Source organism: Olsenella uli, assembly GCF_016899935.1.
Lineage (GTDB): Bacteria > Actinomycetota > Coriobacteriia > Coriobacteriales > Atopobiaceae > Thermophilibacter > Thermophilibacter uli_B.
Map to the genome: position 1 here is coordinate 82680 of NZ_JACJJK010000009.1, position 19234 is coordinate 101913.

Sequence of the window (19234 nt, forward strand, 5' to 3'; positions counted from 1 at the left end):
CCGTCTGTCAATTGGGGACAGTCCCCAATTGACACAAACTATTTATGTGAATTGGGGACTGTCCCCGATTCACGGACTCGGTCGAGGAGGGCGTCGGCGACGGCGGCGAGCGGCATGGTCTCGAGCTGCTCCACGCCCTCGGCGCTCACCAGGGCCACGCGGTTGGTGTCCGCGCCGAAGGTGGACTCCGGGCGGCTCACGTCGTTCGCCACGATGAGGTCGGCGCCCTTGCGGCGGAGCTTCTCCCGCGCGTGGGCGAGAAGGTCGTCCGTCTCGGCGGCAAAGCCCACGACGACGCGCTCGCCCTTCTCGGCGCAGAGGTCGGCCAGGATGTCCGCGGTCTCCATGAGCGCGACCGCGTCCAGGTGCTCGCGGCCCTTCTTGAGCTTGTGGTCGGCCGGCGCGGCGGGCGTGTAGTCGGCGACGGCGGCGCTGCAGACGGCCACATCCGCCCCCGCAAAGGCCGAAAGCATCGCGTCGTGCATCTCGGCGGCGCTCTCCACGTCAATGCGCCGCACTTCGGCGGGGGTGGGCAGAGTCACGGGCCCCGCCACGAGCGTGACCTCGGCCCCCCGGCGCGCGGCGGCCGCGGCGATCGCGAAGCCCATCTTGCCGGTCGAGCGGTTGGCGATGTAGCGCACGGGGTCGATCGCCTCGTGCGTGGGCCCGGCGTTCACGAGGACGTGCAGGCCGGCGAGGTCCTTCTCGCCCGCCGGGGCGAGCAGCGCGAGCGCCGCGGCCACGATCTCTTCCACGGGCGCGAGCTTGCCCTCGCCCACCTCGCCGCAGGCGAGCCGCCCGCTGTCCGGTCCCACGAAGGCGACGCCGCGCCCGCGCAGCGTCGCCGCGTTGGCCTGCGTGGCGGCGTTCCGCCACATGTGGACGTTCATGCCGGGTGCCACGAGCACCGGGCACGCGCAGGCCAGAAGCGTGGTCGTGAGACAGTCGTCGGCGATGCCGCAGGCCAGCTTGGCGAGCACGTTGGCCGTGGCGGGCACCACCACGGCGACGTCGGCCCACTCGGCGAGCTCGATGTGCGGGATCGCCGAGCCGGGATAGTCGTAGAGCGAGGCGGCCACGGGCGCGCCGGAGAGCGCCTCGAAGGTCGCGGCGCCCACGAAGCGCCCGGCGTCCTCGGTCATGGTCACGCGGACCTCGCAGCCCGCCTTCTGCAGGCCGCGCAGCACCTCGCACGCCTTGTAGGCGGCGATCCCGCCGCAGACGGCGAGAAGGACGCGCCCGCGCCCGGCGCTCACTCCTGCCCCTCCTCGGAGGTGATGAGGATGCGGTGGCAGTACGGGCACTCCGTGATCTCGGCGCCCTGGGCGAGGTCGTGGAACTGGCTCGGCTGGAGCTTCACGCGGCACACACCCGGCACGTTGCCGCGCAGGCGCTCCACGGCGAGGCCCTTGAAGCGCTTGCGGGCGGCCTCGTAGCGCTCGAGCAGCGCGGGGTCGAGACGGGCGGCGAGCTCGCCGCGCTCGTGCGAGAGGCGCACGATCTCGGCGCGCAGCGCCGCCGAGCCGTCGGCGAGCGCGGCCTCGGTCGCGGCGCGCTCCTGCTCCAGGCGCTCGGCCGTGAGGCGCGCGTTCTTCTCGGCGCGCTCGAGGCGCTCCAGGCTCTCGCGCAGGGGGCGCAGCGTGTACTCGGACTTCTCGATGCGCTTGGCGAGCGAGGTGAGCTGCTGCTCGAAGTCACGGATCTCGCGGTGGGTGTGCTCGCCGGAGTCGGCGGCCGCCTGGACCTCGGCGGTCTTCTCGCGGTAGTGCGCGAGGGCCTCCTCCGCGTCGGCGATCTCGGTCTCGGCGTCCTTGCGCTGGCCGACGATGCCCGTGAGCTCGGAGGCGACCTTGCGCGCGGCGAGCTCGATCGTGGCCAGGCGCTTGCGCTGCGGCATGGCGGAGAGCGTGGAGGCGTGCTTCAGCAGCTCGAGGTCGGTCTCCTGGAGCTTGAGCAGGGTCGTTGCGACGGTCATGGGTACCTTTCTCTCAGCGAGCGCGCGAGCGCTCGGCGACGATTCCAAGGAGCGTGTCGGCAAAGCGGTCGAGGACGTCCGCGCCCACGCGCTCGTCAAAGCTGACGCGCAGCGACCCCAGCGCCTGGTCGCGCGGGACGCCCATGGCGAGAAGGACGTGGCTCGCGTCGAGGGAGCCCGAGGAGCAGGCCGAGGCGGCGGAGACCTCGAAGCCCGCCTGGTCGAGCGCGAGGATCAGCGTCTCGGAGTCGACGGCGGGCGCCATGACGCTCACGATGCCGGGCAGGCGACGCTCGTCGACGGCGGCGTTCGTCGTGGGCAGAAGACCCGTGCCCGGCGCGCAGAGGCGCGCGTAGAGGGTGCCCGCGCGGTCGGCGACGAGCGCGCGGGTCTCCTCGAGCGACGCCATGCAGGCCCGCGCCGCCGCGGCGAAGGCGAGCGCGCCCCGGACGTCCTGGGTCCCGGCGCGGCGTCCCCCCTCCTGGCCGCCGCCCACGAGCAGCGCCCGCAGCGGGGCGCGGCCGCGCACGGCGAGCGCGCCGACGCCGACCGGGCCGCCGATCTTGTGCGCGGCGACGCTCACGGCGTCGACCTCGGCCAGGTCGAGCGGGACGCGGCAGAACGCCTGGACCGCGTCGGTGTGGAAGAGCGCGCCGCAGGCGTGCGCGAGCCGGGCGAGCTCGGCCACCGGCTGGATCACGCCCGTCTCGTTGTTGGCGCTCATCACGGAGACGAGGGCGCAGGTGTCGTCGAGAAGCCCCTCGAGCGCCCCGAGATCCACGACGCCGTCGCGCCCGACACGGGCGAGCTCGACCTCAAAGCCGCGCGAGCGCAGCGGGCCCGCGAGATCGAGGACGGAGTCGTGCTCTATCGCGGACAGGACGACGCGCCGCCTGTGCGCAGAGCGGGCGCGGATCCCCTCCGCGAGGCCGATGACGGCGAGGTTGTTGGACTCGGTGCCGCCCGAGGTGAAGGTCACGTCGGCGGGCCTGAAGCCGCCGCCGAGCGCGAGCGCGAGGTCGCGGCGGGCGCCGTCGAGCGCGCGGGCGGCCCGGCGCCCGAGCGTGTGGAGCGAGTTGGGGTTGGCGCCGGCGTAGTCCGCCCCCTCGTAGGCGCGCTCGGCGTCGAGGGCCTCGCGCCGGACGGGCGCGGAGGCGGCGTAGTCGAGGTATTCGATGCGGTCCGACATGGCGCGCCTAGAGCGTCGCGGGGGCCGCTGCGGCGCGGCGCCTGAGCTCGTCGATCGCGGCGGCGCGGTCCTCGGCGCCGAAGATGGCCGAGCCAGCCACGACCACGTCGGCGCCCGAGGAGACCACCTCGGCGACGTTGCCGGCGTGGACGCCGCCGTCGACCTCGATGCGCGGGTTGACGCCGTGCTCGTCGCAGAGCCGCCGCAGGCGCCGGATCTTCTTGAGCTGGGACTCGATCAGGCGCTGGCCGCCAAAGCCCGGGTCGACCGTCATCACGACCACCATGTCGAGGTCGTCGAGAATCGGCTCGAGCACGCAGACGGGCGTGGCGGGGTTGATTGCCACGGCCGCGCGGGCGCCCCGGTCCCGAATGAGCTGCACCAGGCGATGCGCGTGCGTGGCCGCCTCATAGTGGAACGAGACGAGGCGCGCGCCGGCGTCGAGGTAGCTCCCGACGACCTCGTCGGGGTTGGAGACCATGAGGTGGGCGTCCACCGGCAGCTCGGTCGAGGACACCACGGCGCGCAGCAGGCCCGGCCCGAAGGTCAGGTTGGGCACGAAGTGGCCGTCCATGACGTCGAAGTGGATGAGGTCGGCGGTGCGGACCTCATCGAGCTCGGCGCCGAGCCGCGTGAGGTCGGCGGCGAGGATCGAGGGGGCCACGAGGACGGGGTCGCTCATCGCTCGCCCCCCTTCTCCGACTTGTGGAACGAGAAGCGCCGCTCCTCGCCGTGCACGAGCCGACGCACGTTCTCCCGGTGGGACCAGACCACCACGACGGCGGCCACGGCCACGGGCACGATCGCGACGGGCGGGAAGCCGTAGACCGCGCACCACACGGGCAGCGAGGCGGCGGCGAAGACGGACCCGAGCGAGACGTAGCGCGTCGGGATCGCGAGCACGAGGAACACCGCGAGCACGCTCAGGCCGATCGGCCAGTAGAGGCCGAGCGCCGCGCCAAAGCCCACGGCGATGCCCTTCCCGCCATGGAAGCGCAGGTAGGGCGAGAAGACGTGCCCGCAGATGCAGGCCAGGAAGACGACCGTGAGCGACGTCCCGAAGACGGTCGTGTGGTCGAGCGAGGCGAAGTCCCCGCCAAAGACCGCGACCGCCAGCGCGAGGCGGGCGACAAGCATCCAGACGAGGCCCTTGCTCAGGTCGAGCAGGAGCGTGAGGGCCGCGGCGGACTTGCCCACCGAGCGCGCGACGTTGGTCGTGCCGATGTTGCCGGACCCGGTCGTGCGCACGTCGACGTGGCCCATGGCCCGCGCGACGATGAGGCCGAAGGGGATCCCGCAGACGACGTAGGCCCCCAGGGCGAGAAGAACGGTCGGGACGAGGAGCTCGCTCATCGGTCCCCTCCCTCGGTCTTGCGGCGGAACTTGAGGCGCACCGGCGTGCCGGTGAGGTCGAAGCGCCGGCGCAGGCGGTTCTCGATGAAGCGCTCGAAGTTGTCGTCCACGAGGTCGGGCGCGTTGCACCAGAAGGAGATCACGGGCGGCTTGGAGCCGGTCTGCGTGGCGTACTGGATCTTGAGGCGGCGGCCCTTCTCGCTGCGCGTGTGGCCGCCCTCGCGGATCTCTGCGAGCAGGTCGTTGAGCTCGGAGGTCCTGAGCTGGGACGCGTGGGCCTCGGCGGCGCGCACGGCGAGGCCGAGGACCTTGTCGGTCGCGCGCCCGGTGAGGGCCGAGACGTTCACGGTGGGGATCCACGGCGCGAAGGCGAGGCGCTTGTCGATGGAGGCCACGATCTCGTCGCGCTGATGGTCGGTCTCGACGAGGTCCCACTTGTTGAGGATCAGCACGAGGCCGCAGCCGCGGTCGATTGCCATGCCGGCGACCTTCTGGTCCTGCTCGGTCACGCCGACGGTGGCGTCCACGACGAGCAGGCACACGTCGGCGCGGTCGATCGCCTGCAGGCCGCGCACCAGGCTGTAGTACTCCACGTCCTCGTGGACCTGCGTCTTCTTGCGCATGCCGGCGGTGTCCACGAGACGGATGGTCTGGCCCTGCCACTCGATCATGGTGTCGATCGCGTCGCGCGTGGTGCCGGCGACGTCCGAGACGATCGAGCGCTTCTTGTTGGCGAGGCGGTTGGCGAGGCTGGACTTGCCCACGTTGGGGCGGCCGACGATCGCGAGCGAGAGGACGTCCTGCTCGGCCTCGTCCTCGACCGGCTCCGGGAAGGCGGCGACGATGTCGTCGAGCAGGTCGCCGGTGCCGTGGCCGTGGCCTGCGGAGAGCGGGCGCGGCTCGCCGACGCCGAGGGCGTAGAAGTCCCAGAGGCCGTCCTGCTCGGTCGCGGGGTTGTCCTTCTTGTTCACGACGAGGAAGACCGGCTTGTCCTGGCGGCGCAGGACGCGGGCGACCTCCTCGTCCTCGTCGGTGACGCCGGTGGTGCCGTCCACCACGAAGACGATGACGTCGGCCTCCTCGCAGGCGAGAAGCGCCTGCTCGCGGATGCGCGGAGCGAAGACGTCCTTGGACTTCACCGACTCGATGCCGCCGGTGTCGATGAGCACGAAGTCACGACCGTTCCAGTCGGCGTCGTGGTAGGAGCGGTCTCTCGTGACGCCGCGCGACTCGTGCACGATGGCGTCGCGGCTCACCGCGATGCGGTTCACCAGCGTGGACTTGCCGACGTTCGGGCGGCCGACCACGGCGACTACGGGTTTGGGCATCTCGCCTCCTTGCGTATTCGGTTCACCCGCACAGCTTACCACGAGCGGTCGGTTTCGGCCGGTGAACGCGAGAAATACACGGGCCGGCTTCGGTCCCGCCGGCGCTACGGAGTCCGCAAGACGGCGAGAAGCGCGTCGAGGTAGTCCCCGGGGTTGGGGACGCTCACGCACACGCGGGCGCCGCGCGCCCGCAGCTCCGCGACGACGTGGTCCTGCGTGTCCCCGTCCAGGGTGAGGCGGTCGAAGTTGAACATCACCTCGGGCAGCACGAAGAGCGTTCCGGAGAGGTCGGCCGGCAGCTGGGCGAGCAGGTCCTCGGCCACGATGAGGCCGGTCACGTTGACGTCGCCGCCGAAGTAGTCGTTTCTGATCGCGCGCGTACCCACGCGTCCGGTCGGCGAGAGCGCGCGGCAGAACGTATCGATCGTCTCGGCCGCCGCCTCGCCGCACACGAGCAGCGCGCACAGGTCCTTCTCGGCCAGCGTCTCGTCAACGCGCCGCAGCTCACCAGCCCGCTCGCGGCTGACGAGCGCCGTCTCGTCGAGGAAGCTCCGCAGCATCCCGATGCCGTCGTAGAACTGCGGGTAGCCGTCGTAGGTCTCGGCGGCGGGCACGGGGAGGCGCGCGTCCACGTAGAACTCGTCGGAGAGCTGGAAGCGCGTGATGCCGAGCGTCCTTCTCGCCCGCTCCTGATAGGGCTCGATGAGGCACACGACCGCCCGCGACGCCTCGACGTCGTCGGAGTACGAGCTCTTGAAGCGCCGGCTGTGCTTGGTGTAGCCGAGCGGCACGATGGCGAGCGACGTGATGCCGGTCCGTGCCTCCATCCAGTCGAGCGTGGCCGCAAGCTCGGCGCCGTCGTTGATGCCGGGGCAGAGCACGATCTGCGCGTGGACCTCGATGCCGCCCGCGAGCAGCCGCTCGAGCACCTCGATGCCCCGGTCCGCGCGCCGGCCGATCAGGCGTTTGCGCACCTCGGGCGTGATCGCGTGGATGGAGACGTTCATCGGGCTGAGCCCGCACGTCACGATGCGCTCGGCCTCCTCGTCGGAGACGTTGGTGAGCGTGACGAAGTTGCCCTGCAGGAAGGAGAGGCGGTAGTCGTCGTCGCGCAGGGTGAGCGTGGCGCGCGCCTCGGGCGGCAGCATCGCCATGAAGCAGAACTGGCAGGCGTTCACGCAGGTGCGGATGCCGTCAAAGAGGACGTCCGTGAAGTCGACGCCCCAGTCCTGGCCGGGCTCGCGCCAGAGCTCGCAGGGCGTGGTCGTGCCGTCGCGCGGGTCAAAGACCTCGAGCTCGCAGCACGCGCCGTCGGCCTCCCAGCGCCAGTCGATGAGGTCGCGCGGCTCCACGCCGTTCACGCGCGCGATGCGCATGCCGGGCTCGATGCCCGCCTCCCAGGCGGGGCTGCCCTCCTCCACGGCGGCGACCCAGGCGCCGGTGGCGCGCGGCCGCGTGGACGCGTAGTCGGCGCGCTTCTGCTCGGCCATGTGGCGACCTCCCTCGTTCTTCTCGCCAGCCATTGTGCCAGAACGCCGGCGTCGCTTCTAGGAATCGGCGACCCGGTCACAGGCGCGTCTAGAAATTGGCGACCCAGTCACGGGTCGTTCTAGGAAATGCCGCCCGTGTTCCCGGCGCGTCCGGAAAAGCCCGGGGTTGCACAGAATCTTCCGGAAATTGGCGCCCGTGCGCAGCCAAACGGGCGCCCGGACGCGCAACCCCGCCAATTCCCGGAAGGCGCCGCGTCAAACCCCCGGATTCCCGGATTGCCTCGGGACAAGCCCAGCGATTCTCGGACGGGCGAGAAGGACGTGCGCCCGCTACTCCCCTACCAGGCGGCCGATTTCCGCGCGCGCGGCCTCGATCTGGCTCGCGGGCGTGCTCGCCCCGGCGGTGATGCCGATCACGTCCGCGCCCTCGAACCACTCCGGACGCAGCTCGTCGGCGCCCTCGACGTGGTGCGTGCGCGGGCAGCGCGCGGCGGAGATCTCGGCGAGGCGCGTCGTGTTGGCGGAGATGCGCCCGCCGATCACGACCATCACGTCCGCCTCTCGCGCGAGCTCGTCGGCGGCGGCCTGGTGGCCGGCCGTTGCCTCGCAGATGGTGTTGATCACCCGGACCTCCTCGGCGCGGGCGAGCAGGGCCTCGACCACCTCGGCGAGAAGGGCGCGGCGGGCCGTGGTCTGCACCACGACGCCGACCCGGCGCGCCGGCGGGAGTGCGGCGACCTCCTCGGCCGATCCCACGACGAAGGCGCCCGGGGCATGCGGCAGCGTGGCCTCGACCTCGGGATGGCCCGTCTCCCCCACGACGACGACCTGGTACCCCTCGCGCGAGAGCCGCTCGGCGGCAACGTGGACCTTCTTCACGAACGGACAGGTGGCGTCCAGCACGCGGGCGCAGAGCTCGCGCGCGCGGGCCTCCTCGGCGGGGGCGGTTCCGTGCGTGCGCAGCAGCAGCGTGTCCCCGGCCGCCTGCTCGGGCGCGTCGACCGCGTCGACGCCGCGTGCCGCGAGGTCCGCGACGACGCGGGGGTTGTGGATCAGGGGCCCCAGCGTGTGGACGGCGCCCGTGCGCTCGTCGGCCGCCGCCTCCACCATCTGCAGCGCGCGCTCGACGCCGTAGCAGGCGCCGGCCTCGGCGGCCACGCGAATCTCGGGCACGGCTAGTCCACCCCCGGGTAGTCGGCGCGGAGCTGGTCGCGGATCGCGTAGACGCGCGCCATCCCGACGCGCTCCATCTCGGCGAGCTGCTCCTTGCGCTTCCCGGCGCTCATCTCGGACCACTCGACGGGCCGCTCGGCGCGGAGGTAGACCGGGTGGCGGAAGCGCAGGCGCCGCGCGCCGATGATGGCGAGGGGCTGGACGGGCGCCTTGGCGAGCTGCGCCATGATCGCGTAGCCGCCGTGGGACTGCTCGGCGCCGTCCTCGCGCACGCGCGTGCCCTCGGGGTAGATGAGGACGCACTCGCCGCGCTGGAGCATCGCGCGGGCGCGCCGCACCGTCTTCATGTCGGCCGTGCCGCGCTGCACGGGGAAGCCCCCCGCGCGCGAGAAGAGCCAGGTGGCCGGGCGAATCTTGTCGAACTCGCTCTTGTAGACGATGCGGACGGGCACATGGGCGAGCCACAGCGTCACGACGACCACGACCGGGTCGAGCATCGACTCGTGGTTCATGATGATGACGCGGCCGCGCGGGTCCTCGGTGAGCAGCTCGGCGTTCTCGACGCGCCAGGGCCACAGAAGCTTGGTCACGACCCACAGGATGCGCACGACCGCGCCGATCAGCAGGCGGCCGGGCAGCGGGTGGTCGCGGATGTCGTGGTCGTAGTAGTCGTCGAGGGTGTTGCCGGCAAAGGCGCGCATGCGGCCGGCCCGCTCGTCGGCGCCGCTCACGAGCGCCTCCCCTCCGCGCGCGCCGAAAGCTCCGGCGAGAGCGCGACGATCTCCGACACGACCTCGTCGAAGCCGAGCTCGGAGGAGTCGATGCGGTGGGCGTCGTCGGCCGGGCGCAGCGGCGAGGCCTCGCGCGAGGAGTCGTAGGCGTCGCGGCGCACGAGGTCGTCGAGGATGGCGCGCTCGTCGTCCTCGCTCACGGCCACGGCCTCGCCGGTGGCGAGGTTGCCGCCCCGGCGCTGCACCGCGCGCCGGCGGGCGCGGGCCTCCGGGGAGGCGCTCAGGAACACCTTGACGTCTGCCGCCGGGAAGACGACCGTGCCGATGTCGCGCCCCTCGGCCACGACGTCGCCGGACGCGCCGGCCTCCCGCTGCAGGGCGACCATCGTCTCGCGGACGCGCGGGTTCGCCGAGACGGGCGAGACGGCGCGCTCGACCTCGGGCGTGCGAATCTCGGCGGTGACGTCCGCGCCATCGAGGGTGACGCGCTGGCCGTCCTGCTCGGTCGCAAGCTCGATGCGCGCCTCGCGCGCCACGCGGGCCACGGCGTCGGCGTCGTCCGGGTCCACGCCCCGCCGCAGGCAGGCGAGGGCCACGGAGCGATACATCGCGCCCGTGTCGAGGTAGGTGAGGCCGCAGCGGCGCGCGATCTCCCGCGCGACCGAGGACTTGCCGGAGCCGGACGGCCCGTCAATGGCTACGATCATGGTCACTCCTTGTCTTCGTGCAGAGCGTCTCGAGCGCGGCGCGCTCGCGGTCGGTGAGCTCGCGCCACGAGCCCTCGGCGAGGCCGCCCAGCTCGAGCGGCCCGAAGGCGTCGCGGTGCAGGGCGAGCACGCGGTGGCCCACGGCGAGCAGCATCTTCTTGACCTGGTGCTTGCGGCCCTCGTGGATCGTGAGGCCGACCACCGCGTTGGGCTCGCCGCCCCCCGTGCGGCCCGCCCCGTGCGGCGCGACGGTCGAGAAGAGCGCCTCTTCGGGGCCGATCAGGCGCGCCCGGGCGGGCGCGGTCGGCCCGTCATCGAGCATGATACCGCGCCGGAGGCTGTCGAGGTCGCACGCGCTGGGGGTGCCCGAGACGAGCGCGACGTAGTGTTTCTCGACGTGGCGCGAGGGGTGCAGCAGGGCCTGGCCGAGGTCGCCGTCGGTCGTGAACAGTAGGAGCCCCGTCGTGTCGAGGTCGAGCCGGCCGACCGGGAAGAGCCCGGGATACTCGCGCGTGGGCACGAGCTCGGCGACCGTGCGCCGGCCCTGCGGGTCGCTCATCGTGGTGACGTAGCCCGCAGGCTTGTTGAGCACGAGGCTCACCGGGCGCCCCTCGATGCGGACCGGGCGGCCGTCGACCGTCACCTCGTCGCGCTCGGGGTCGACCTTGCTGCCGAGCTCGGTCACCACGACGCCGTTCACGCGGACGCGCCCGGCGGTCATGAGCCGCTCGGACCCGCGCCGGCTCGCGGCGCCGGCGCGCGCGAGGAAGCGCTGGAGGCGCATCGGGTAGAGGCCGCTCTCGCGGATGGGCTCACTCATCGGGCGCGGCCTCCGGGTCAGGCGCGTCGTCAGGCGCCGCGAGGTCCTTCTCGCCCGTCCCGGCAGCGCCGTCCGTCTCGTAGTCGTCGAGCAGCTCGCGCTCGTCGTCCACGTCCTCGGCGGCCTCCTCGAGCGTGGAGGAGATGGAGCGCCCGGAGAGGCGCTCGCGGATGAAGCGGCGCGACTCCTCGTCCGGCGCGAAGTCCTCGAGCGGCGGCAGCTCGCGCAGGCTCTTGAGACCGAAGTGCTCGAGGAAGAGGCGCGTGGTGCCCCAGAGCTGGGCGCCGCCGTGCTCGCGGTCGCGGCCGACCTCCCGCACGAGGCCCTTCTCGCGTAGGGACGCGATCACGCCGTCGGAGTTGACGCCGCGGATCGCGCGGACGCCCTCGCGGGTGACGGGCTGGTGGTAGGCGATGACGGCGAGCGTCTCGAGCGCGGCCTGCGAGAGGCGTCGGGTGTCCCAGGAGAGCACGTAGTCGGCCACCTGGTCATGGTAGGCGGGGTGCGTGAAGAGCCGCCAGCCGCCGGCGACCTCGCGCAGCTGGAAGCCGCGGTTGGCGTCGGCGTACTCGGCGGAGAGCTCCGCGAGCGCCTGGGCGGCCTCCCCCGGCTCCACGCCGGCGGCGCGGGCGAGGTCGGTCGCGGGCACCGAGTCGTCGGAGACGAGCAGTAGCGCCTCGAGCAGGCCCTTCAGCGAGCCGGACTCTATCCTCGTCATGTCAGCCATGGGCAACCTCCGGGTTCTTCTCGTCCGGCGCGTCCTCGCCCAGCTCGGCGAGGACCGACTCGTCGAGCTCGTAGGCGGGCGCGCCCTCCACGTGGGTGACGTCGATCTCGCCGAAGAGCTCGTCCTGCGTGACGTCCACGAGCCCGCGCTTGTAGAGCTCGAGGATCGCGAGGAAGTTGGCGACGACGGCCTCGGGGCTGTCCTGGCCGTCGAGCAGCTCGGAGAACGTCACGCGCCCCCGGGCGCGCACCAGGCGGTCCACCGCCGCGATCGTGAGGGCGACCGGCATGCGCTTGGGCGCGACGTGCTCGGCCTCGAGCAGGAACGTCTGCCGCTGGCTGTCGATGTCGGCGCAGATGACGGCCAGGCTCCGGAGCGTGATGCCCTCGAGGTAGTCCGGCATGAGGCCGAGAAACTCCGGGTCGGCCCCGACGGTCCTCGGGACCATGCGAGACTCCGCCTCCGCGCGGGCGCCGAGGGCCGCCGCCGCGCCGCGGAACTGCTTGTAGGCGATGAGGCGGGCGATGAGGACCTCGCGCGCCTCGTCCGGCGAGAGCCCCTCGAGGTCCACGTCGTCCTCGTCGAAATCGTCGTCGCGGCGCGTGACGGGCTCGTCGGGGATGAGCGAGGCGGCCTTGATGTCGAGCAGCGTGGAGGCCACGAGCACGAAGTCGCTCGCCACGTCGAGGTCGAGGTCGTGCATGCGCTCGACCTCCTCGAGGTATTGCGCGGCCACCTCGGAGATGGAGATCGAGCCGATCGTGACGCGCTGCCTGCTCACGAGCTGGAGCAGCAGGTCGAAGGGACCGGAGTACGCCTGGGTCGCGACGCGGTAGGAGGCCATGCTCAGAGCCCCCTCAGCAGGAGCTCGTAGAGGCAGCCGGCCGTGGCGTCCAGGTAGGCGCCCACCGGGTCCACGCGCAGCAGCGAGGGCAGGACGTAGAGCGCGACGATCAGGATCGGCATCGCGTACTGCTCGAGGCGGTAGTAGGCCGCGCGCGCCTCGCCCGTGAGGAAGTAGAGCACGACCTTGGACCCGTCGAGCGGCGGCAGCGGGATCAGGTTGAAGAAGCAGAGCACGAGGTTCACCGAGACGTAGGTGGTGAGGATCGTGACGACCCAGCCCGCGAGGTCGAAGGGCAGGGCCCCTGAGAGAGCGGCTCTGACCAGCGGCTCCCACGCCACGCGCAGCACGAGCGCGCCGAGGCCGGCCTGGAGCAGGTTCGCGGCCGGCCCCGCGAGGGCCACCAGCAGCTCGTCGCGACGCGGGTGGCGCAGCCGCCTCGGGTTGTAGGGCACCGGCCGCGCGAACGCGAAGACCGGCCCGCCGAGAAGGGCCATGACGAGCGGCAGCACCACCGACCCGAAGCCGTCCAGGTGGGCCCGGGGGTCGAGCGTGAGCCGCCCGGCCTCCTTGGCGGTGGGATCCCCGCAGCGCAGTGCGACCCAGCCGTGCGCGACCTCGTGCACGATGGCGGACGCCATGACGAGCAGCACGGTGACGGCAACGGAGACGAGCTGTTCGACCGAGTAGCCCATGTCCCTCCCCTACGCGCGCCTCAGCGTGGCGGAGGTGCGCCCGAGCAGCCAGTCGATGACGAGCAGCGCCACCGCCATGAGGGCGAAGTCCCCGCGAAACGCCCCGCCGAAAGGGGTGACAAAGACGAAGAGCCCCGCGACCCCCTCGGGCAGCGCGCCCGAGACAGCGCCGTTGACGCCGAGCAGCAGGGCGCGCGGGCCGGCGGGCAGGACGGCGTCGGCCACGACGAGGGCCACGAGCGCCCACGCCGCCACGCGGCACACGAGCGAGAGGGTCCTCAGGGCGGAGGCGCACAGCGCGTTACGCATCGGCGGCCTCCTCGAGCCTCTCGGTGAGCTCGAGCCACTCCTGCTCGAGCGCGGGGACCTTCTTGGAGAGCGCCGCGTACTCGCTCATGCACTCGTCGAAGCGCGCGGCGTCGTTGTAGAGCTCCTGGTCCGCCATCAGCGTCTCGAGCTCGGCGAGGCGCGCCTGCGCGGGCTCCAGCGCCGCCTCGACCTCCTTGAGGCGGGTGCGCTCGGCGCGCAGCGCCCGGTTCCTGCGGTTGCGCTCCTCCGCCTCGGCGCGGCGCTGCTCGCGCGTCTTGACGTTGCGGCCGGTCGCTGGGGCGCCCGGCGTCGGGGCCGCCTTCGCCTGGGGCGCGGGCGCCGCCTCGGCCTCCCCCGTCGCGCGCGCCTCGAGCTCGGCGCGCTTGAAGAGGAAGTAGTCGTAGTCGCCGTCGTAGACCGTGACCTGGTGGTCGCGCACGTCCACGACCTTGTTGGCCACCGCGCGCACGAGGTGCTCGTCGTGGGAGATGAGCACGATCGTGCCCTTGAAGTCCACGAGCGCGCGCTCCAGCACGTCCACCGAGTCGATGTCCAGGTGGTTCGTCGGCTCGTCGAGCAGAAGCAGCGGGTCCGGCGCCACGAGCATCTTGGCGAGCGCCAGGCGCGCCCGCTCGCCGCCGGAGAGCACGCCCACGCGCTTCTCGACGTCGTCGCCGTGGAAGAGGAACGCGCCCAGGAGGCGCCGCTCCTCGGAGGTGGTCCAGCCGGCGGCAACCGAGTCCATCTCGGCGAGCACGGTGTTGGCCTCGTTCAGCTGCTCCAGCTGGTGCTGGGCGTAGTAGGCCTTGGTCACGTTCTTGCCCAGGGCCACGGTCCCGGCGTCCGGCACCAGAAGCCCGTTGATGAGCTTCATGAGCGTGGACTTGCCCGCGCCGTTGGGGCCGGTCAGCGCCACGTGGTCGCCGCGGTAGAGCTTGAGGTCCACGCCCGAGTAGACGTGGTTCTCGCCAAAGGACTTGGCCACGCCCTCAAGGCTCACCACCTCGTCGCCGGTGCGCGGCGGCTCGGGGAACGAGAAGTGCACCTTCTTGGTGCCCTCCGGAAGGATCACGAGCTCGCTCTTGATCTGCTCGATCTTCTTCATGCGCTCCTGCGCCTGCGCGGCCTTGGTCGGCTTGTAGCGGAACTTGTCAACGAAGACCTGCATGTGGGCGATCTCGCGCTCCTGGGCGGCGCGCTTGGCGCGCATCTGCTCGAGGTTGTCCTCGCGCTGCTTGAGGTAGCTCGAGTAGTTGCCGGTGTAGGTGACCAGGCGCCGGTTCTCCACGGCCGCCACGTGGGAGACGCAGGCGTCCATGAACGCGCGGTCGTGGGAGACGAGAAGGACCGCGCCGTCGTAGCCCGCCAGGAACTGCTCGAGCCAGCGGACGCTCTCGAGGTCGAGGTGGTTGGTCGGCTCGTCGAGCAGCAGCAGGTCGGGGTGGCGCAGCAGCAGCTTGGAGAGCGAGATGCGCATCTGCCAGCCGCCGGAGAAGTCACGCGCGGGCTTGTCGAAGTCCTCCACCGGAAAGCCCAGGCCGGCCAGGATCTGGCGGGCACGCGCCTCCAGCTCGTAGCCGCCGAGTCGCTCGAAGCGGTCCTGCGCGGCGCCGTAGCGCTCGAGCAGGCGGTCGAGCTCGGGGCCGGGCGCGGTCTCGGAGATCTGCGCCTCGAGCTCGCGCACGCGGCGCTCCATGTCCTTGACCTCGTGCGCGGAGTCCACGACCTCCGCGAGGGCGCTCTTCTCGCCCGCGAGATGCGTCTCCTGCTCGAGGTAGCCGACCGTGACGTCGCGCGCGAAGCTCACGGTGCCCTCGTCGGCGCTCTCCTCCCCCATGAGGATGCGCAGGAGCGTGGTCTTGCCCGAGCCGTTGGGCCCGACGAGCGCCCAGCGCTCGCCGGCGTTGAGCTGCAGCGTGGCGCCCGTGTAGAGCGCCCGCCCGCCGAAGGACTTGGCTATCTTGTCTGCGAGTGCGATCACGTGCGGCCCCGGCTAGTCGGCGTCGGTGAGGTGGATGGCGAAGCCGGCGATCGGCTCGACGAAGTAGACGAGCTGGTGGCCGCCGGGCAGGTTCGTGCGGCTGGACTCGTTGATCTCAAAGCCGCGCGCGGAGAACCAGCGCTCGGCGGCGGCGAGGTCGTTGACGTGGAAGCCGATGTGGCCCTTCTCGCCCCGGCCGCCGTTGTTCATGACCTCAACGAGCGTGCCGGCAAAGGTGGAGACGGAGGCGATGTGGTTGACGGGCAGGCCCATGAGGGCCTCGAAGCGCCCGGCGGTCTCGTCGGCGGCGGCGGGCGTGTCCGTGTTGATGCCGATGTGGGCGATGCGCAGGTCGAAGAGCTCGACGGGGTTGTCTGATGCGGTCATGGGTACCTCCCTGTAGTCACAAGCCTTACCAGTATAGGCGAGAGGGGGCACCCGGTGACGGCGCGCGGGCCCCATCGAATAACGTACAGAATCAAGCACAACTTTCTATATCCGCAGGCGAGAAGAACGCGCTTGTCCGATTCTGTACGTTATTTGGAGAGGGGCCTCGGCCCCTACCCCACGCGGCGGAAGCGGACGAGGTCGCAGCCGGGCTCGGGGTTGAGGGGTAGGGCCAGGCCGTCCACGGCCCCGCCCGCCTCGGCCAGGCGGAAGTGCGCGGGGATGCCGGGCGGCAGCTCGCCGAGGACGTCGTCCAGCGTGAAGGTGTCGTAGCTGAAGTGTGTGAGCGGGACGTGCCAGCCGTTGAAGTCCAGGGCGAGGCGGCCGTCCGCGAGCGAGACGCGCGCGGGCTCGTAGCCGGGGCGCGCGTAGGTGCCCGCGTAGTCTGCGAGCGAGTGCGAGGGGGAGGTCCCGGCCGTGCGCTCGCCGGTGAGGCGCGCCACCATGCCGGCGTCCTTCTCGGCGCGGCGCATCGCGTGGTCGTGGTAGCGGTCGACCCAGTTGCCACTGCTCACGCCGAGGAAGTGGTCCATGACCTCGTGGGCGAGGGCGGTGTGCACGAGGCTGCCGTTCATATTGGTGAGGGCGATGACGCCGAGGTCGAGCTCGGGAACCAGGCCGACGAAGGCGGAGAAGCCGTCGATGTTGCCGCTGTGCTGGACGAGCACGCGGCCGCGATAGGACTCGACGAACCAGCCGAGGCCGTAGCAGGGGAAGGTGCGCTCCGGGGCCGGCATGCCCAGCGGCTCGTCCAGGAGCATCTGGGGCGCGTGGAGCGTGGCCAGGGCGCGCGGCGAGAGGACGCCCTCGGGTGCCGAGGCGTCCCCCAGGTGGAGCCGCGCCCACCCGAGCAGGTCCTCCACGCAGGAGCTGATGCAGCCCGCCGGGGCGAACGGCGAGCCCGCGCCCGCCGCACGGTCCTCGACGGGGGTCCGGTAGTACGGGATGGGGACGCAGCCGTGCAGCGGGTCCGCCCCGTCCGGCCGGCCGTAGCCCACGGCGCGGTCGGGGTCCTCGGCGAGGTCGTCCACGTAGAGGCGGGAGCGGGCCATCCCCAGCGGCTCGAGGATGCGCTCGCGCAGCAGGTCCTCGAAGCTCCGCCCGGTCAGGCGCTCCAGGACGCACCCCGCGAGCACGTAGCACTGGTTGTTGTACTGAAACGTCGTGCGCAAGGGCCGGTTGGGCTCAAGGAAGCGCAGGTTGGAGACGATGTCCTGCCGGGTGTAGCCGGTCCCGTACCACGAGTACTCGTGGCGAGGCAGACCCGTGCGGTGGCACAGGAGGTCGCGCACGCAGACCATGCGCGTGGCGTACTCGTCATAGAAGCGGACCTCGGGGAGGTACTCGCGCACGGGCGTGTCCCAGTCGAGGGCGCCCTCGTCCACGAGCTGGGCGGCAAGCGCCGCGGTGAAGGCCTTGGTGCAGCTCGCGATCTGGTAGAGGGTCCGCGCGTCCGCGGGAAGCCCCCGCTCGGCGTCGCGCCGGCCGAAGGCGCCCGAGAAGACCGTCTCGCCCCGATAGGTGACGCCAAGGGCCACCGACGGGCTCTCCCAGAGCTCGAGGCCCCGCTCGGCCGTCTCTGCCAGCTCGTCAAAGAAGTCGGACATGCTGCCTCCCGCTCTTGTCGCCCGTCTCTGTTCCGCGCCGCACGGCACGCTAGAAGTCCAGCTCGATGCCCAGCCCCGGCTCGTCGAGCAGGCGGAACGTGCCGCCGTCGCAGGTGAAGCCGCCGGGTATGCCGTCGTCGTCGCCCACGAAGAAGGTGAAGCTGTCGCAGTCCGCCTCCACGATCGCACCCTTGGCGGCCACGAGGCTGATGCCGGCGGTGAGGCTGATCTTGTTCTCCTGCATGCAGCCCACCATGCACCGCACGCCCGTCTCGGCCGCCACGTCCGCGATCTGCGCGCCGGGCTCGATGCCGCCGCACTTCATCAGCTTGATGTTGAAGAAGTCCGCCGCGTGGAGGGCGGCCGCGCGGCGCGCGTCGTGGACGGTGTGGATGGACTCGTCCAGCATGAGCCTCACCGAGGTCGTGTTCCTGCGCATGAGCTCGGCGGCGCCGTCGAAGTCCCACCAGGGCAGGAACTGCTCGGCCGCGTCCACGCCCAGCCGCTCGAGCTCCGTGAGGGCCGCGAGCGCCTTATCCACCGTGTAGCCCTGGTTGGCGTCCACGCGGATGCGGACGTCGTCGCCCACGCTCGCCCGGATGCGGCCGAGCGCGTCGAGGTCGCGGTCCAAATCCAGGCCGATCTTCACCTTGAGGATGCGAAAGCCCTTCTCGAAGACGCAGCGCTCCGCCTCGCGCTGCATGCGCTCGGGCTCGTCGATGCCGATCGTGATGTCGTTCACGACCACGGGGTCTGTGCCGCCGAGAAGCCGCCAGAGGGGCAGCCCGCGCACCTTGCCGCAGATGTCGTGCAGCGCGATGTCATAGGCGCACTTGGCCGAGCCGTTGCCATGGATGTAGGCGTCCATGGCCTGGTGGGCGCCGGCCACGTCCAGCGGGTCCGTGCCCACGAGCGCGCGGCCGAGGTCCTTGAGCACCAGGTAGCAGGTGTCCATGGTCTCGCCAGTCACGAAGGGCAGCGGCGCGGCGGAGCCGAGGCCGGAGACCCCCTCGTCCGTCACGACCCTGACCATCCAGCTGTCCGCGCTCTCCATCGTGCCATAGGCCACGCGGAAGGGCTGCTTCAGCGGGGCGGAGAAACGCTCGATCCTCACGTCGGTGATCTTCACGCGAGCCTCCCGAGTTCGCGTTCTTCTCGACACGGGAAGGGTAGGGCTGCGTCGCGCGACGGGCAAGGCGCGTTGACGGATAGTCCGTCAGCGGACCAAAAAGGCCGCCGGGCGAGAAACCCGACGGCCTTGGACGATCATGGTGGAGATAAGGGGGTTCGAACCCCTGACCTCGTGACTGCCAGTCACGCGCTCTCCCAACTGAGCTATATCCCCGCTGGTGGGCGATGCTGGATTCGAACCAGCGACCCCTTCCGTGTGAAGGAAGTGCTCTACCCCTGAGCCAATCGCCCGTGCGAGAAAGTATCCTAACAGAACTCCGCGCGATGCGCACGAGAAATTTTTGGGAACTGTGTGAAGAAGCGCGCCAACCCGGTTTTATGGTCGAGAAGTACAAGGCAACGAGCTGCGAAAACGCAAGAAACGGCAGGTGGCAACCGTGCCAAGAATCCGGGGTTGCGCGCGTCTGCGCCCACATGTGCAAGCCCCACACAAAGACAGCCCGGGACGCCGTCGCCCCGGGCTGGTGCGTGTGGTGGGCCCAGCAGGATTCGAACCTGCAACCCAGGGATTATGAGTCCCCTGCGCTAACCGTTGCGCCATGAGCCCGTACGAAAAAGGCGGCGACCGAAGCCGCCGCCCTCGCTTGCATGGTGGAGATAAGGGGGTTCGAACCCCTGACCTCGTGACTGCCAGTCACGCGCTCTCCCAACTGAGCTATATCCCCGC

The 19234-nt window shown here is 71.4% G+C and carries 19 protein-coding genes and 4 tRNA genes; all 23 read right to left on the reverse strand.

The window, feature by feature from the left end; genetic code table 11:
- Positions 1-38: 38 nt before the first annotated feature.
- On the reverse strand, positions 39-1256 hold the full coding sequence (gene coaBC, locus H6A07_RS08640) for a bifunctional phosphopantothenoylcysteine decarboxylase/phosphopantothenate--cysteine ligase CoaBC (protein WP_204814518.1): 1218 nt from the start codon (positions 1254-1256) through the stop codon (positions 39-41).
- A complete protein-coding gene (locus tag H6A07_RS08645) occupies positions 1253-1975 on the reverse strand; it encodes a zinc ribbon domain-containing protein (RefSeq protein WP_204814519.1) in 723 nt (240 codons plus the stop codon). Before H6A07_RS08645 ends, coaBC begins: the two co-directional genes overlap by 4 nt.
- Before the next feature lie 13 nt (positions 1976-1988).
- Positions 1989-3164: a cysteine desulfurase family protein gene (locus tag H6A07_RS08650; protein WP_204814520.1), complete on the reverse strand. Its 1176-nt coding sequence runs from the start codon at positions 3162-3164 to the stop codon at positions 1989-1991.
- Positions 3165-3171: 7 nt separating this feature from the next.
- Complete coding sequence (gene rpe, locus H6A07_RS08655; protein WP_204814521.1) at positions 3172-3846, reverse strand: ribulose-phosphate 3-epimerase; 675 nt, start codon at positions 3844-3846, stop codon at positions 3172-3174.
- Positions 3843-4517 (reverse strand): glycerol-3-phosphate acyltransferase, encoded by a 675-nt coding sequence (locus H6A07_RS08660; protein WP_204814522.1) that lies wholly within the window; start codon positions 4515-4517, stop codon positions 3843-3845. The genes rpe and H6A07_RS08660 overlap by 4 nt, the downstream gene beginning before the upstream one ends.
- The gene (gene der / locus H6A07_RS08665; protein WP_204814523.1) at positions 4514-5845 is read right to left on the reverse strand and encodes a ribosome biogenesis GTPase Der; all 1332 of its coding nucleotides are present in this window, start codon (positions 5843-5845) and stop codon (positions 4514-4516) included. Before der ends, H6A07_RS08660 begins: the two co-directional genes overlap by 4 nt.
- Positions 5846-5949: 104 nt before the next feature.
- Complete coding sequence (locus H6A07_RS08670; protein WP_204814524.1) at positions 5950-7335, reverse strand: DUF512 domain-containing protein; 1386 nt, start codon at positions 7333-7335, stop codon at positions 5950-5952.
- Positions 7336-7665: 330 nt separating this feature from the next.
- Complete coding sequence (gene ispH / locus H6A07_RS08675) at positions 7666-8508, reverse strand: 4-hydroxy-3-methylbut-2-enyl diphosphate reductase (protein WP_204814525.1); 843 nt, start codon at positions 8506-8508, stop codon at positions 7666-7668.
- A gap of 2 nt (positions 8509-8510) precedes the next feature.
- Entirely contained in the window at positions 8511-9239 is a 729-nt protein-coding gene (locus H6A07_RS08680; RefSeq protein ID WP_204814526.1) for a 1-acyl-sn-glycerol-3-phosphate acyltransferase, read from the reverse strand.
- Positions 9236-9946, reverse strand: a complete 711-nt coding sequence (gene cmk, locus H6A07_RS08685) for a (d)CMP kinase (RefSeq protein WP_204814527.1) — start codon at positions 9944-9946, stop codon at positions 9236-9238. The genes H6A07_RS08680 and cmk overlap by 4 nt, the downstream gene beginning before the upstream one ends.
- Positions 9930-10766, reverse strand: coding sequence for a pseudouridine synthase (locus tag H6A07_RS08690; RefSeq protein WP_239471178.1), 837 nt, complete (start codon positions 10764-10766; stop codon positions 9930-9932). The genes cmk and H6A07_RS08690 overlap by 17 nt, the downstream gene beginning before the upstream one ends.
- Positions 10759-11493 (reverse strand): SMC-Scp complex subunit ScpB, encoded by a 735-nt coding sequence (scpB, locus tag H6A07_RS08695; RefSeq protein ID WP_204814528.1) that lies wholly within the window; start codon positions 11491-11493, stop codon positions 10759-10761. Before scpB ends, H6A07_RS08690 begins: the two co-directional genes overlap by 8 nt.
- Positions 11486-12337 carry a segregation and condensation protein A gene (locus H6A07_RS08700; protein WP_204814529.1) on the reverse strand — a complete coding sequence of 284 codons (852 nt, stop codon included), beginning with the start codon at positions 12335-12337 and terminating at the stop codon, positions 11486-11488. Before H6A07_RS08700 ends, scpB begins: the two co-directional genes overlap by 8 nt.
- Before the next feature lie 2 nt (positions 12338-12339).
- A complete protein-coding gene (locus H6A07_RS08705) occupies positions 12340-13032 on the reverse strand; it encodes a site-2 protease family protein (protein ID WP_204814530.1) in 693 nt (230 codons plus the stop codon).
- A gap of 9 nt (positions 13033-13041) precedes the next feature.
- Positions 13042-13341 carry a hypothetical protein gene (locus tag H6A07_RS08710; RefSeq protein ID WP_204814531.1) on the reverse strand — a complete coding sequence of 100 codons (300 nt, stop codon included), beginning with the start codon at positions 13339-13341 and terminating at the stop codon, positions 13042-13044.
- Entirely contained in the window at positions 13334-15322 is a 1989-nt protein-coding gene (locus H6A07_RS08715; RefSeq protein WP_204814532.1) for an ATP-binding cassette domain-containing protein, read from the reverse strand. Before H6A07_RS08715 ends, H6A07_RS08710 begins: the two co-directional genes overlap by 8 nt.
- Before the next feature lie 12 nt (positions 15323-15334).
- Positions 15335-15709: a VOC family protein gene (locus H6A07_RS08720; protein ID WP_204814533.1), complete on the reverse strand. Its 375-nt coding sequence runs from the start codon at positions 15707-15709 to the stop codon at positions 15335-15337.
- 173 nt (positions 15710-15882) lie between these two features.
- Positions 15883-17376 carry a serine hydrolase gene (locus H6A07_RS08725; RefSeq protein WP_204814534.1) on the reverse strand — a complete coding sequence of 498 codons (1494 nt, stop codon included), beginning with the start codon at positions 17374-17376 and terminating at the stop codon, positions 15883-15885.
- A 49-nt stretch (positions 17377-17425) separates the two neighbouring features.
- Positions 17426-18505 carry an enolase C-terminal domain-like protein gene (locus H6A07_RS08730; RefSeq protein WP_204814535.1) on the reverse strand — a complete coding sequence of 360 codons (1080 nt, stop codon included), beginning with the start codon at positions 18503-18505 and terminating at the stop codon, positions 17426-17428.
- A 140-nt stretch (positions 18506-18645) separates the two neighbouring features.
- Positions 18646-18721, reverse strand: a tRNA-Ala gene (locus tag H6A07_RS08735).
- A 2-nt stretch (positions 18722-18723) separates the two neighbouring features.
- Positions 18724-18798 (reverse strand) — tRNA-Val (locus H6A07_RS08740).
- 240 nt (positions 18799-19038) lie between these two features.
- A tRNA-Ile gene (locus tag H6A07_RS08745) sits at positions 19039-19114 on the reverse strand.
- A 42-nt stretch (positions 19115-19156) separates the two neighbouring features.
- A tRNA-Ala gene (locus H6A07_RS08750) sits at positions 19157-19232 on the reverse strand.
- Positions 19233-19234: the final 2 nt, after the last annotated feature.